Origin of the sequence: Anoxynatronum sibiricum, assembly GCF_039414295.1 — a bacterium.
GTDB lineage: Bacteria > Bacillota > Clostridia > Peptostreptococcales > Tindalliaceae > Anoxynatronum > Anoxynatronum sibiricum.
In genome coordinates this window covers 137,126-150,091 of sequence record NZ_JBCITM010000003.1, presented here as the reverse complement: position 1 = coordinate 150,091, position 12,966 = coordinate 137,126, and the positions used below count along the sequence as shown (strand labels likewise).

Sequence of the window (12,966 nt, the reverse complement as noted above, 5' to 3'; positions counted from 1 at the left end):
TTCCTCACTTATTGGGCATTGGGAAAAAAGAGAGGCGCTCCGAACTCTTCCACACCAAACTGGGAGATGAGTTCCTGTGTCTCAGAAGACAAAATCCAATCGACAAATCGGGCTGCAGCGGCATAGTTAATATGATCTCCCTTGTCAGGATTCACTGCAATAACGCCATATTGATTGAATAGTTTTGGGTCACCTTCCACAGCTATCACCAGATCGATACTTCCCAGCATGGAGAGATAGGTGGCTCTGTCAGTCAGCGTGTAGCCTTCCAGCTCATTGGCCATTTGGATCACGTCTCCCATGCCCTGACCGGCAGAAATATACCAACTGGCATCAGGCTCCTCTAAACCAATTTCCTTCCATAAATTCACTTCCATGATATGTGTGCCAGAATCGTCACCTCTGGAAACAAAGGTACCTTCCTTCTCACTGATCAGTGTTAAGCCAGCCAGCACATCACCAGCGGCTGCATCCATTAAACCAGCGGGGTCGTCAGGAGGGCCGACAATGATAAAATCATTATACATCACATCAAATCGCTCCAGGCCATGGCCATCTGCCACCAGCTCTTCTTCCCGGGCCTTGGCATGAGCCAGCAGTACATCAGCCTCACCATCAGCTCCCATCTGTAGTGCTGCACCTGAACCAACAGCTACCACTTTCACATCAATTTCATAGGTTGATTCAAAATCCGGCAGAATAAAATCCAGCAAACCGCTGTTTTCAGTACTGGTGGTGGTGGATAAAATCATCTCTGTGTTCGTTAGTTCAGGATAATCACCATCCGTTTCAGAAGTCTCTGTCGCTTCTTCAGCGGATGGCTGCGTTTCAGCTGGTGCCGGTTCTTCCGGTGGAGCTGGTTCCTGAGTTCCTCCACAGGCTGTTGTTAAAGCAACCATCAAAATGAGCAACATGATGAACAAGCTGCGTCTCGTCAATGTCATTTTCTCATCTCCTTTTGTAGGCGAATCATTTCTGGCCTGTATTCACTTTTTAAGTGATCATTAACTGAAAATCAAGTTCCTTGGTTTAATCGTTGGGAGATCACACCCTTTCTGGTTAAGTCCGTTACTGCAGCTGAAGAACATCGAAATAAAAAACACCCAAAGGGGTGCCTGGTGATTGCACTTCAGCCACACATCTCCTTTCCACTGGGAGGCAACGCCGTTTCCAACATTACCCTATCGGCTTGATCCCATAGGCAACTGCCATTAGGGACTTAAGCTCGGAGGCGATTCCATTGTTTGCTGATGTTACAACATCTTCGTTATGTTTATCTTTGCATTTTGAGGAAAACGATTCCCTGAGGTTAAGTATAGAGTATGCCCTATGTTCTGTCAAGAATGTGGTTTAAACAAGCTTCATGGTGAAGGCTTGAACCTTTTGCAAATGTGCCGTGCTTTCTCATTTAATCTAGTCGTTATTTTTTTTATGCATTTTGATCTTAAAATTAATACCCTCAATTTATTCTAATCGCATCGTTTCTCTTTGAATCAACGGTGGTTCACCAGGAAATTAATGATTAAGAGCCTCTTTGTTTGGATATTTACAGGAATATCATTTGCTTCAAAGATCAATCCTAAAACGTCGTCTTTGGTAATCAACCTCAACGGCAAGACTACCACCCGTTTAATCGAACTACCATCTTTATGCATCGAAGGTGATAACGCTTATGGAAAAAGATTTTCGTTTCAATATGGAAGAAGCTGCAGGCGCACTGGGAGATTTTGGAACACTACTCCCCATTGTTATTGGCGTTTCCGTTGCAACTGATATGAATTTGGCTGTCATGTTGCTGTTCTTCGGTATTGCTTATCTCTTCACCGGAATCCATTACAAATTACCAATGCCTGTTGAACCTATGAAAGCCATTGGTGTGATTGCCCTTACAGAAAGATTGTCCGCTGCCGAAATTGCAGGTGCAGGAATCGGTATGGGACTGGTGCTGCTGCTCATCGCTCTCACCGGCGCCATGGACTTCATCAAAAGAAGTATTCCCATCGCTTTAATCCGCGGTATTCAACTGGCGCTCGCTCTGACCCTGATGAGGCAGGCCATGGTGATGATGAGGTATGATTTCATTCTCGGTGCCTTGGCAATGGGCATCATTTTCTACTATCGATTTTCAAGGCATCTGGATGTTTCAGCTCTGATGGTTTTTCTACTGGGAATTATTGTCGGCCTTTTTCGTTTTGGACCACCTCCGGTTACACTCATGCGCCTCCCAGCTTTAACATTGCCTGACTTTCCTTCTTTTATCAGCGGGTTCACGAAAGCGTCTTTGCCGCAGATTCCTCTCACTCTTGGAAATGCCGTTTTAGCCACTTCATTACTCATCAGCGATTTATTGGACCGCCAAGTTCAGGAAAAGCAGCTTCTTTATAGTATGAGTGCCATGTGTTTGTTTTCAGTCCCTTTTGGAGGCTTCCCCATGTGTCATGGGGCAGGCGGTTTAGCGGCTCAGTACAGATTTGGTGCCCGTACAGGTGGATCCAATATCATATCAGGATTTGTTTTGATAGTGATTGCACTGTTGTTTGCATCACCCCATCTGGAGATGGTGATCCCCTTTGGAGCCTTAGGAGCACTGCTTTTTTACTCAGGTTTGGCGCTTTTTCAAACCGCCCGAAAAACACCTGATCTGGCAGCAACTCTTTTGACGGGTATCTTGTCGCTGTTCCTGGGTATTACCTGGTCACTGTTTATTGTCTGGGTTTGGATCATCGTTAGAAAAAAATGGAACGCTGAAAGGGGGTGAGTAAAAATGCAAATAACCGGAAGAAATCAGCTTAAAGGAAAAGTGGTCAAAGTGGTGCATGGCGTCACCAGTTCCGAAGTGCAACTTGAAATTGCTGAAGGCATGATCGTCACCGGACTAATCACCAAAGGGGCAGCGGAATCAATGAACATTCAGGTGGGCGATGAGTTGGTAGCCATTATCAAAGCCACTTCGGTCATGTTTGGGAAAGAGTAATGCGATAAAACGAAACCCTAGCTGTTCTTCAGCCAGGGTTTCGTTTTATCGCATTACCAGCATAAAAACACTCTCAAGAAGAGCTGTTTTATTTGAAATGGGGAATAGCCATTTTTCTTCTTCTTTCCATCATCTTCAGTTCCCGATCCATGTAGTGGTAGATCAAACTTCCTTCAAGAAGCAGCTCCTTCACAAATGTATCCGCAAATGCATTTACCAGCTGCTTTTTAAAAGGAGTCGCCATTGGGCTATAGGTGTAGACATAAGCGCATATTTTTCCTGCATCTTCTTCATATCTACCTTCTCTGCAATCTTCAAAATCAACCCCGAAAACGGTGTCAGTCCATAAAAAATTTCGCAGATTGACATCAGCCATGATCATTCTCTTACCCTCAAGCTCCTTCGTTATCTGATAGAACCTTTCCAGCCAGCCAGTCAACAATCCTATTATTTCCATTGTAGACTCTGGCAGATGATCACCCTCTGTCCATTTGCATTCCTGTTTTTCAAATGCCTCACAGAGAGTAATTCCGTCGATGTATTCCATCAGCAAATAGCTGCCTTGCTGCTCATAAACAGCAGGCACTTCAAGTCCCTGCCGATGCAGTGCCGTTATCATTTCCATTTCCTTCACAAGGCGTTTATGATCTTGATAGGCCTTCAAGACATATTGTTGAGGCGTCCCATCACTTTTCCTGGCCTTTATCAGCCACACCTCATTTTTTTTGCTTTTAAATGTTTTGATTCTCTCAAAAACCGCCTCATCATGTTTTTGCCAGAAATGATTGCTCAGTATCAAGTCAACACCACTCCTTCAAAACCTAACTAAAAAAAGCCGATCCTGCTTGACAATTCAAGAAATGATCTTGGGGAGACATTCTTTGCGTTGTTGCAGGACCGGCAAGGAACCTGAGCCGAAGAAGTGTGTGCGACTCCACGGCTAAGGAAGGTCACTGGGTCCAGTTCCGAGTTTTCGCCGGCAGAAAGAAAAAAAGGTGCCTAAGAGAAGGCACCTTGAACACGACAAGAAAATCATCCTGACGTTCGGTTCATCTCCTTTCCACAATGGGAGGTGCCAGCGTTTCCACTAATACCCTACAGGCCAGTTTCTCATGGGTACGAGATGAGCGTACCGGTAGAGAAAAAGACTCGGAGTTATTAAGTTGTCTTAATCATTATAATCTGTTGTGATATTATTGTCAAGGTATTTGTTTTCTAATCCAACTGATTAAAATGGATTGTTGTTAATGAAAGTCAAACCATCTATGATATATCCCATAAGCATCACAGCCCTTTAATTAAATTTTTTCTCTGGCAATATAGTGGGTGTGCAGCAAGTCATGTGCTTTTTCGCCATAAGGTTTCCCTAAATACTCCTCATAAAGTCGAAGCACTTCTTCATTCTCATGGGATTTTCGCTTTGCCTTTCCCTGATCCTCCCGATAAATTGCCTCCTGGCGTTTTTTAATAATTTCCATGTTACCATGGTGATATGGCTGGCCTCCTCCGCCAATGCACCCTCCTGGACATGCCATGATCTCAATGGCATGAAAACTGGACTTGCCATCCCTGATATCTTCCAACAACTTTCGAGCATTTCCCAACTCATGAGCAATTCCAATCCTTAGATCCATGTCACCAATGGTAATCGTTGCCTCCCGAATTCCTTCAAGCCCTCTCAATGCTTTGAATTCAACATTTTCAAGTGTATCACCTGTGATCCATTCATAAGCCGTTCTGGCTGCTGCCTCGATGACTCCGCCTGTTGTTCCAAAAATAACTGAAGCACCTGTGCTTTCACCCATCATCGAATCAAAAGGTTGATCCTCAAGATTGGCAAAATCTATTCCCGCTTCTTTCATCATTTGGGCAAATTCTCTTGTCGTAATGACGATATCCACATTGGAATCTTCCTCTTTTGTAAACTCAGGCCTTTTTGCCTCCGCTTTTTTTGCCAAGCAGGGCATAATGGAAACAACCGTGATGTCGTGAGGATTAATTTGTTTTTTCTCTGCATAGTAAGTTTTGGCGATGGCTCCAAACATTACCTGAGGAGATTTACAGGTCGATGGAATATCCAGCATGTCTGGAAACTGATGTTCAAAAAACTTGACCCAGGCCGGACAACAGCTGGTAAGCATTGGCAGCGTACCCTGATGCTGAATGCGATGAACCAGTTCAGATGCTTCTTCCATGATCGTTAAATCTGCCGCAAAGTCGGTATCAAAAACCCCATCAAATCCTAGTCTCCTTAGTGCTGCTGCAATTTTTCCCGTCGTTATTTCTCCCGGCGCCATATGAAACATTTCACCAATTGCGACGCGAATGGCCGGTGCCACCTGAACTACAACATGGCGATTTTTGTTGTTAAGCTCTCTCCATACTAAATGGGTGTTGTTCACTTCTGTTAGGGCTGCAGTTGGGCAAACGGCAACGCATTGACCACAAAATGTGCAGGATGTGTCAGCCATGTCCATGTTGAAAGCAGGCCCCACAAAAGCTCCAAAACCCCGATTTACCGCTGATAAGATGCCACAGGTTTGCACATCGTTGCACATGGTTTCACAACGACGACACATCACACATTTGTTGGGATCTTTTACCAGCGAGTAGCTGGACTGATCTTTCGGGTAGTCCAATCGTTCACCTTCCCATTTTATTTCTCTTATCCCCAACTCCTGGGCCAGACTCTGCAGTTCGCACTCCAGATTTTTGGCACAGGTTAGACATTCCTTGGGGTGATTCGATAAAAGCAACTCCACCGACATGCGACGCGCCGTGATAGATCTCAGAGAATCTGTCGTGATGACCATTCCTTCTGTCACCTTTTCTGAACAGGAAGGTACCAGCGCCGGGCGTCCTGCCACTTCAACCATGCACACCCGACAGGATGAAGACTGGTTGACAATACCCAACTCACCAAGGTTCATGTGACATAGTGTCGGAATGTGTGCGCCACACTTCTCAGCAGCTTCCAATATCGTCGTTTCTTTCGGCACTTGAATGTGACAGCCGTTGATGGTTACATTAATCATATCCACTTGATCCACCTCTTCCTAAGGTTTAATAACTGCATCAAATTTACATGCGCGCAAGCAAGCACCACACGAAATGCAATCTGCCGATCTGATCACGTGCACCTTTTTAACAGCACCTTCGATGCAATTGACTGGACAGGCTCTTACACAAGCTGTGCAGCCGATGCACTTTTCAGGGTCGATGCTATATTTGACCAAAGCCTTGCACTCACCCGCAGTGCAATGTTTATGCAGTACATGATCTTCATACTCATTTCTGAAGTAATGAAGCGTGGAGAGCACTGGATTAGGGGCTGTCTGACCCAGCCCACAAAGCGCTGCATCTTTAATCATGGCAGCCAACTCTTCCAGATGAATCAAATCATCTTCCGTTCCTTTTCCCTTGGTGATTTTTTCAAGGATTTCAAACATCCTTTTTGTTCCCACGCGACAGGGGGTACATTTTCCACACGATTCATCCTGTGTGAACTCAAGGTAGAATTTGGCAATATTGACCATACAGGTGGCATCATCCATGACAATCATTCCTCCGGATCCCATCATGGAACCAATGCCTTTTAATGACTCGTAATCAATGGGCGTATCCAGATCTGCTTGAGTGATCACACCTCCGGAAGGTCCACCAGTTTGTACCGCTTTAAACCCTTTATTATCAACAATTCCGCCACCGATATCAAAGATGATTTCTCGCAGGGTTGTTCCCATGGGTACTTCTACCAGCCCCACATTGTTGACGTTACCGGCGAGAGCAAAAACTTTTGTTCCTTTGGATGTTTCTGTTCCAATACCTTTGAACCACTCCGCTCCATTAAGGATAATGGAAGGGACGTTAGCAAAAGTTTCCACATTATTCACAGTGGTGGGTTTTCCCAGGTAGCCAGATTCTGATGGGAACGGTGGTTTTTTTGTAGGTTCTCCCCTGGCACCTTCCACAGAATGAATAAGGGCCGTTTCTTCACCACAAACAAAGGCGCCGGCTCCCAGCTTGACTTGGATATCAAAATCAAATCCTGAGCTGAAGATGTCTTTTCCAAGGAATCCCATTTCTCTCGCCTGCTCTATGGCACTTTGCAGCCGTTTAATGGCAAGGGGGTACTCTGCTCGAATATACACAATGCCCGTGTTCGCACCAGTGGCATACCCTCCGATGGTCATGGCTTCAATAACCGAGTGAGGATCACCCTCTAAAATGGATCGATCCATAAAGGCCCCCGGGTCACCTTCGTCGGCGTTGCAAATCATATACTTTTCATCACCGGGCGACTTCAGTGTCAACTCCCATTTAAGTCCAGTTGGAAAGCCACCACCGCCGCGTCCCCGGAGCCCTGCTTCCTTGATGATCCCTGCCACCTCAAGAGGCGACAAGTCCATGAGCACTCTTGCCAATGCTTCGTAGCCTCTGAAGGCAATATATTCATTGATATCGTCCGGATTAATCAAGCCACAGTTTCTCAACGCAATACGGTACTGCTTCTTATAGAAGGCCATCTGATCATGTTTGTCCAGTTTTTGATGATCTTCAGGGTCTACGAACAGCAATCGGGAGACCACACGCCCCTTGACGATGTGTTCCTGAACAATTTCAGAAGCGTCCTCCTTGCTGACTTTTACATAAAACACATTATCTGGATGTATTTTAACAATAGGACCCTGACCACAAAACCCAAAGCAACCTGTTCTGACAACACTAATTTCCTGATCATAATGCGCTTTTTGCAGCTCAATGTTCAACGCTTCGATGATTTCTTCAGATCCGCAAGAAACGCATCCCGTTCCTCCACAGACCATGACGTGACTTCTTACCCGCTCCATCTTAACCCTCCTCATCGACTAATTATGCTTTGTTGAATGTGTTCATCAAAATTGCATTATCTATAAATTCATTTTTCATAATATGCTTCTGAATAATTTCCTTTGCCCGTTCAGCATCCACCTTGCCATATAGGATGGGCTCTTCACCTGGTCTGTTAACCTGAACAATTGGTTCAGAGTGACAGTAGCCCAGACACCCCACCTGCACCACCCTGATGTTTTCCAGAGACTGTGCTTCAATTTCGTCCAACAATGCCCGCAACGTTTCACGGGCACCAGCAGCAATGCCACAAGTTGCCATACCCACCATCAGCTCAGTGATTGCCTCTGTATGATCAGTGCCTTCCCGCAAATTCACTTTTTTTTGTGCATTTTCTCTGATCTTGATCAGTTCTTCCAATGATTTAATAGGCATTTTCATTCCCCTTTCTGTATTTTTTTAGTATTTCTTTAACACCATCCACCGTTACATGCCCAAACACCTGATCATCAAGAAATACGACTGGTGCCAACCCACATGCACCAATGCATCGAACGTCTTTAAGAGTGAATAGGCCATCTGGTGTTGTTTCACCATTTTGAACACCCAGTTCATTTTTAAATGCGTCGACTATTTTTTCTGCTCCCCTCACGAAACAGGCCGTTCCCATGCATACGCTGATTTTATGTTTTCCAACTGGCTTTGTTGTGAAATAGGAATAGAAGCTCACCACTCCAAACACTTTAGCTCCTGGAATATCAAGCTTTCTGGCTATGAAGAGCTGTACTTCCGGTGGCAGGTAGCCGAACAGTTCCTGTGCTTTGTGCAGCACATGAATCAAAGAACCTTTTTTGTCTTTCAGACTATTGATATATGTTTCCAACGTTTCATAATGCTCCTGTGGCAAACTGGCGACCTCCGCTTGATTTTTTGATGTCTGTAAAACTGGCTGTGACATTGATACACCTTCCTTTCAGATTATGCTCTCCAACTATCACTCCTGAATCAATAAAAAAAACTCCCCAATCATCCGAGGAGTCTTCGTTTCCAGATCTGCTATCTGGATACCTAAAGCCAGGCTGTTTCCATTACAAAAAAGCCTTGCTCTCTACCCCTCCTTTCCACACTGGGAGGCATCGCTGTTTCCGGCGATACCCATCGCCTTTTAAACCACTCTTTAAAGGAAGGTTTAAAAGATCGGAGTTGTTATTCATTTAGTTTCTTGATGACTCTGTGACGAACGGTTCAATGAGAACACTCATAATGCCTCCACAAACCATTCCCATGTCTTCAGCCATTTCTCCGGTTAAATCCAACGTTCTTATGGTCACTTGATGGCTGTCCATGCTGTCTATTGCCCATTGAATCACTTGACTCTCACTACAGCCACCGCCAATGCTGCCAGCAATGCTGCCGTCAGGAAATACAATCATTTTTGCGCCAGCCTTTCTTGGGACAGATCCCTTTGTAGCGATCACCGTCACCACCGCTTTTTTCTCCCCCTGATTCAGTGAGAGTGTTTTAACCACCTGGGGATCATACTCTGTCTGATTGCGGGCAATGGCCTTCTTTTCCCTCCCTTCCACGATTAACCTGCGGCAGCTCACCAGTTCAGCCGCAATGGATAGTGCAATTTCTTCCGGTGTTACGGCTCCAATATCCAAACCAATGGGGGTATGCACCTTCTCAAGCAATTCTTTGGAGTAACCTTCTCTTTCCAGTTCCTCCAGTATTCCCTTTACGCGGCGCTTTGATCCGATCATGCCCACATAGGCTTGTCCTTTGTCAATGACTGCCCGAAGGCATTCCAGGTCATGGCGGTGCCCTCTGGTGACAATGACCACGTAAGTGACTGAAGTTATATCCAGCCGCTGAAAGCAGGTGGAAAAGCTTTCGCAGATTACCTGCTGCGCCTCAGGGAATCTCTTTTGATTGGCAAAAGAAAGACGATCATCCACCACCGTGACTTGAAAGCCTGCTTGTGCAGCCATTGTGGTCAATGGTTTTGCAATATGTCCACCACCAAGAATCACCAGTTGAGGTACGGGGAAATACGGTTCAATGATGATCGTCTGATGGACCTGATCAACGACTTCCACCATTCTCTGTTCATACGCCCGCTGAATCAATGCATTAAAAGGATCCTCGTCCTTGTCATGCTCTTTGTTCACATAACATTTTTTTGTCACCTTCGATGCCTGTTGATCAAGGTTGTTCACCACTGTCAGCATTGCAGCTTCACTGCCTTCATTAAGCGCTTGAAACAGTTTTTCATAAGCTTCTCTCAAGTTGACATCCCTCCTTTCCAGCTTCATTTGCCGGCAGTAGGTTCAGAGCTTCCACCTGCATGACAGCCCCCAATTGCTTGATCAGACTGATCTGAGTGTAGCACTGTTGAATCTCAAACAATGACTTCAGTTCCATTCCCAGCAAATGGCTCAGAATTACTCGATTAACGCCGGCATGGGCAACAATGGCTATGTTTTCACATGTATCTTCCAATATACCATAGAAGGCGGGCAGTACCCGTTTGGCTAAATCAGCAAAGCTCTCACCCTTTGGTGGCCTAAAAGTATCTATTTCTCGTCCCCGGCGTGTATATGCTTCAGGATCCGTTTTTTTGATCTCTGATAACCTTTTGCCACCCCAGTTTCCCAGATTGATCTCCCGAAGACTGGCCATCTGAACAACCGGTTTATGGTGGAAACTGGCAATAACAGCTGCTGTTTCAACAGCTCTTATGAGGTCACTGGCATAAATCGCCTGCAGGGACCGATATTTTAGTGCCAGGGCAGCGGCTTTCGCTTGTTGTTCGCCCTGACTGCTTAGAGATGGATTCTCCCATCCCAGATAAGTGCTTTCCTGATGGTCAGTTGCAGGTTCAGCATGTCTGATTAAAAACACCATTCGCTCTTTCATGGTTGAACACCCTGCACCAGCTCGGAATGCAGGAATGGCATCAAAGGGCATTTCAAGGCAGCTTCCACCATCTTTTGCAGGTCCATTGCGTCGGTCAAACGCTTTTCTGCTGATTTCTGTGCCTGATCATTGCCTTGGAACTGCACCAGAATCTTCTCCATCCGATTGCTCAGATCTGTTAGCTGTGCATCTGCCACCAGTTTGTCTGCCAGATAAACCAGGGTCGTTTCACTGATTTGATTTTTGAATTCAATCGGCAAATCCATGTGGACGGCGACAATATGAGCTACTTCAGGATACCCTTTATCTGCAATCAATGAGGCTCCCTTAACAGCGTGATTCTTGTTGCCCCGGACAAGATCGTGCAATAAGCAGGCAGCACTGATCAAGCCCAGATGCAAATGATAACCCTGGCTGTTCAAATGTTCTCCCAAGGCTCTGGCCACCCGTTCCACCTGCTGCATGTGGGAAACAATGTGAGCCTCTGTTCCATGCTCCAGCCACATTCCATGGCATTCAACCGCTGTTGGAAAGTCAGCCAGATTGTTTCTGACAGCACTTCGATAGGCTGCCTCAGTGTCTATATCCATTAAAACCCCTTTATCATGTACAGCAACAACCTGCTCTGTTCTTGCATGTGCTCTCAACAGAGCCTGCAACCCCCCAGCCGCTTCTCTTTTCAGAATTAATGGCTGCAATGCTGTGGATATTAGGGGTGGATGCCCTTTTTGATCCTTGTAAACCGGATAAACCACATCACATGATTTTGTTTCAAAGGTGTTTAGTATTTCTGTGATCACTTCACTTGAAACAAAAGGCATGTCAGCAGGCAGAAAGAAAAAGGCGTCAATTTCAGTCTTCAATGTGTCGACGCCAACCTGAACAGAAGTGTACATTCCCCGAGAGTATACCTCATTGACCACTGCCATTGCTTCCATTTTTTCCACCAGTGGCTTTAATAAGTGTGCCTGATGGCCCAATATCACTCGAATGTCGTGGATCCCTGCCCGCTGAAAAACCCGGATGACTCTTTCAATCACCAGTTCATTTGGAGACACCGGCAACAGGGGTTTTAAGAAACCCATCCGTGAAGCGTACCCTGCAGCAGCAATAATGGCAGCATATTTACCCAAATCCATCACCTCGTCGCCTTCATTTCCATCAATTCTGGCAGCCTGGTTGAATTTCCAGACCCATGATCATTTTCCAAAAGAGCAATTTGGCCACCGGCAGGTCTCGCAACCCAGGCAAAAACCACCATGGGCCCAGCGAATAATATCTTTTCTTCCCAGTATTTCTCCTGCCTGAATCCTGGGATACACCAGATCAAAGACGCTGGTTCTGTTGTACATGACGCATCCGGGCAAGCCCAACACAGGTATCTGATTCAGATAAGCCAGTAAAAACATGGCACCCGGCAGAACTGGCGCTCCATAAGTGACGATGTGGGCACCTGCTTGTCGGATCCCTTCCGGGGTCACGTCATCAGGATCCACCGACATTCCCCCCGTGACCAGTATCAAATCTGCTCCTTGATCCCGAAACCGGTGAATTGCCTCAACAATCATTTGGATTGAGTCAGACACAAATACCTGATCCAGCACGCAGCTTCCCGAAGCACTGATTTTCTGGCGTAGAACAGGTCCAAAACCATCTTTAATGCGTCCTTCAAAAACTTCACTTCCCGTTGTCACAATGCCGATGTTTAATTTTCTGAAGGGTTTTACTTCGAAAATGGGCCTGTAAGATTCACATACTTTTTCAAGCATAGCCAACTCTCGTTCTTTGATCACCAGCGGAATGATTCTTGTGCCAGCAAGGGGATCGCCTTCTTTCACCGACTGATTTTCATGAATGCTGGCAACCATGACATCCTCAATACAGTTAATGGCTTCAAGTCCCTGAAGATTGATTTTTATCAAACCGTCTGTTGATGCCATCATCTGTACCTTTCCTTCACTGGGGGTGGTCAAGGTAATTCCCTGACCAGCCATTGCCTTTGCCATTCGCTGCGCCGCTTCATCTTCATGAACAAATCCGGCATTCAAGTCCCACACATAAAGATGCTTTTTACCAAGATCCAGTAATTGGGAAATATCTTCCTGAGCAACCACATGCCCCCGCTTAAACAATGGACCCTTTTTTTGTCCCGGGAGAATTTGTGTCATATCATGGCACATGACCATTCCAACCGCTTCTTGGACCGGTATTCGCTTCATATGCATCCACCTTTACACATTTTA

The 12,966-nt window shown here is 45.7% G+C and carries 12 protein-coding genes and 3 riboswitches; of the genes, 2 read left to right on the top strand and 10 right to left on the bottom strand.

Annotation, left to right across the window (positions count from 1 at the left end; translation table 11 throughout):
- Positions 1-8: 8 nt before the first annotated feature.
- Positions 9-944, bottom strand: a complete 936-nt coding sequence (locus tag AAIG11_RS04365) for an ABC transporter substrate-binding protein (protein WP_283407653.1) — start codon at positions 942-944, stop codon at positions 9-11.
- Between the two features lie 181 nt (positions 945-1,125).
- A riboswitch (molybdenum cofactor riboswitch) is annotated at positions 1,126-1,243 on the bottom strand.
- Between the two features lie 429 nt (positions 1,244-1,672).
- Between AAIG11_RS04365 and AAIG11_RS04360 the strand changes: the two genes are divergently transcribed.
- Entirely contained in the window at positions 1,673-2,758 is a 1,086-nt protein-coding gene (locus tag AAIG11_RS04360) for a putative sulfate/molybdate transporter (RefSeq protein WP_283407654.1), read from the top strand.
- A 6-nt stretch (positions 2,759-2,764) separates the two neighbouring features.
- Complete coding sequence (locus AAIG11_RS04355; RefSeq protein WP_343185033.1) at positions 2,765-2,974, top strand: TOBE domain-containing protein; 210 nt, start codon at positions 2,765-2,767, stop codon at positions 2,972-2,974.
- 88 nt (positions 2,975-3,062) lie between these two features.
- Here AAIG11_RS04355 and AAIG11_RS04350 read toward each other — a convergent pair whose 3' ends face one another.
- From AAIG11_RS04350 to AAIG11_RS04310, 9 genes are all read right to left on the bottom strand, one after another.
- Positions 3,063-3,638, bottom strand: coding sequence for a BUD32 family EKC/KEOPS complex subunit (locus AAIG11_RS04350; RefSeq protein WP_343185032.1), 576 nt, complete (start codon positions 3,636-3,638; stop codon positions 3,063-3,065).
- A 373-nt stretch (positions 3,639-4,011) separates the two neighbouring features.
- A riboswitch (molybdenum cofactor riboswitch) is annotated at positions 4,012-4,141 on the bottom strand.
- 131 nt (positions 4,142-4,272) lie between these two features.
- The gene (locus AAIG11_RS04345) at positions 4,273-6,009 is read right to left on the bottom strand and encodes an NADH-dependent [FeFe] hydrogenase, group A6 (RefSeq protein WP_283407913.1); all 1,737 of its coding nucleotides are present in this window, start codon (positions 6,007-6,009) and stop codon (positions 4,273-4,275) included.
- 21 nt (positions 6,010-6,030) lie between these two features.
- Positions 6,031-7,839 carry an NADH-quinone oxidoreductase subunit NuoF gene (locus AAIG11_RS04340; protein WP_283407656.1) on the bottom strand — a complete coding sequence of 603 codons (1,809 nt, stop codon included), beginning with the start codon at positions 7,837-7,839 and terminating at the stop codon, positions 6,031-6,033.
- Positions 7,840-7,846: 7 nt separating this feature from the next.
- The gene (locus AAIG11_RS04335) at positions 7,847-8,239 is read right to left on the bottom strand and encodes a (2Fe-2S) ferredoxin domain-containing protein (RefSeq protein ID WP_283407657.1); all 393 of its coding nucleotides are present in this window, start codon (positions 8,237-8,239) and stop codon (positions 7,847-7,849) included.
- The gene (gene nuoE / locus AAIG11_RS04330; RefSeq protein ID WP_283407658.1) at positions 8,229-8,762 is read right to left on the bottom strand and encodes an NADH-quinone oxidoreductase subunit NuoE; all 534 of its coding nucleotides are present in this window, start codon (positions 8,760-8,762) and stop codon (positions 8,229-8,231) included. Before nuoE ends, AAIG11_RS04335 begins: the two co-directional genes overlap by 11 nt.
- 140 nt (positions 8,763-8,902) lie before the next feature.
- Positions 8,903-9,019: riboswitch (molybdenum cofactor riboswitch) on the bottom strand.
- Complete coding sequence (locus AAIG11_RS04325; protein WP_283407659.1) at positions 9,019-10,092, bottom strand: XdhC family protein; 1,074 nt, start codon at positions 10,090-10,092, stop codon at positions 9,019-9,021. (Overlaps the previous riboswitch by 1 nt.)
- Positions 10,076-10,723, bottom strand: a complete 648-nt coding sequence (locus tag AAIG11_RS04320; protein ID WP_283407660.1) for a histidine phosphatase family protein — start codon at positions 10,721-10,723, stop codon at positions 10,076-10,078. The genes AAIG11_RS04325 and AAIG11_RS04320 overlap by 17 nt, the downstream gene beginning before the upstream one ends.
- Positions 10,720-11,862: a DVU_1551 family NTP transferase gene (locus AAIG11_RS04315; protein ID WP_283407661.1), complete on the bottom strand. Its 1,143-nt coding sequence runs from the start codon at positions 11,860-11,862 to the stop codon at positions 10,720-10,722. Before AAIG11_RS04315 ends, AAIG11_RS04320 begins: the two co-directional genes overlap by 4 nt.
- 60 nt (positions 11,863-11,922) lie before the next feature.
- Positions 11,923-12,942 (bottom strand): molybdopterin-binding protein, encoded by a 1,020-nt coding sequence (locus AAIG11_RS04310; protein ID WP_283407662.1) that lies wholly within the window; start codon positions 12,940-12,942, stop codon positions 11,923-11,925.
- Between the last annotated feature and the right edge of the window lie 24 nt (positions 12,943-12,966).

Excerpts from the sequence above, each read along its gene's own strand:
- AAIG11_RS04365 (WP_283407653.1), bottom strand. The coding sequence starts at position 944 with ATGACATTGACGAGACGCAGCTTGTTCATCATGTTGCTCATTTTGATG.
- AAIG11_RS04360 (WP_283407654.1), top strand. The coding sequence starts at position 1,673 with ATGGAAAAAGATTTTCGTTTCAATATGGAAGAAGCTGCAGGCGCACTG.
- AAIG11_RS04355 (WP_343185033.1), top strand. The coding sequence starts at position 2,765 with ATGCAAATAACCGGAAGAAATCAGCTTAAAGGAAAAGTGGTCAAAGTG.
- AAIG11_RS04345 (WP_283407913.1), bottom strand. The coding sequence starts at position 6,009 with ATGATTAATGTAACCATCAACGGCTGTCACATTCAAGTGCCGAAAGAA.
- AAIG11_RS04340 (WP_283407656.1), bottom strand. The coding sequence starts at position 7,839 with ATGAGGAGGGTTAAGATGGAGCGGGTAAGAAGTCACGTCATGGTCTGT.
- AAIG11_RS04335 (WP_283407657.1), bottom strand. The coding sequence starts at position 8,239 with ATGCCTATTAAATCATTGGAAGAACTGATCAAGATCAGAGAAAATGCA.
- nuoE (WP_283407658.1), bottom strand. The coding sequence starts at position 8,762 with ATGTCACAGCCAGTTTTACAGACATCAAAAAATCAAGCGGAGGTCGCC.
- AAIG11_RS04320 (WP_283407660.1), bottom strand. The coding sequence starts at position 10,723 with ATGAAAGAGCGAATGGTGTTTTTAATCAGACATGCTGAACCTGCAACT.
- AAIG11_RS04315 (WP_283407661.1), bottom strand. The coding sequence starts at position 11,862 with ATGGATTTGGGTAAATATGCTGCCATTATTGCTGCTGCAGGGTACGCT.
- AAIG11_RS04310 (WP_283407662.1), bottom strand. The coding sequence starts at position 12,942 with ATGAAGCGAATACCGGTCCAAGAAGCGGTTGGAATGGTCATGTGCCAT.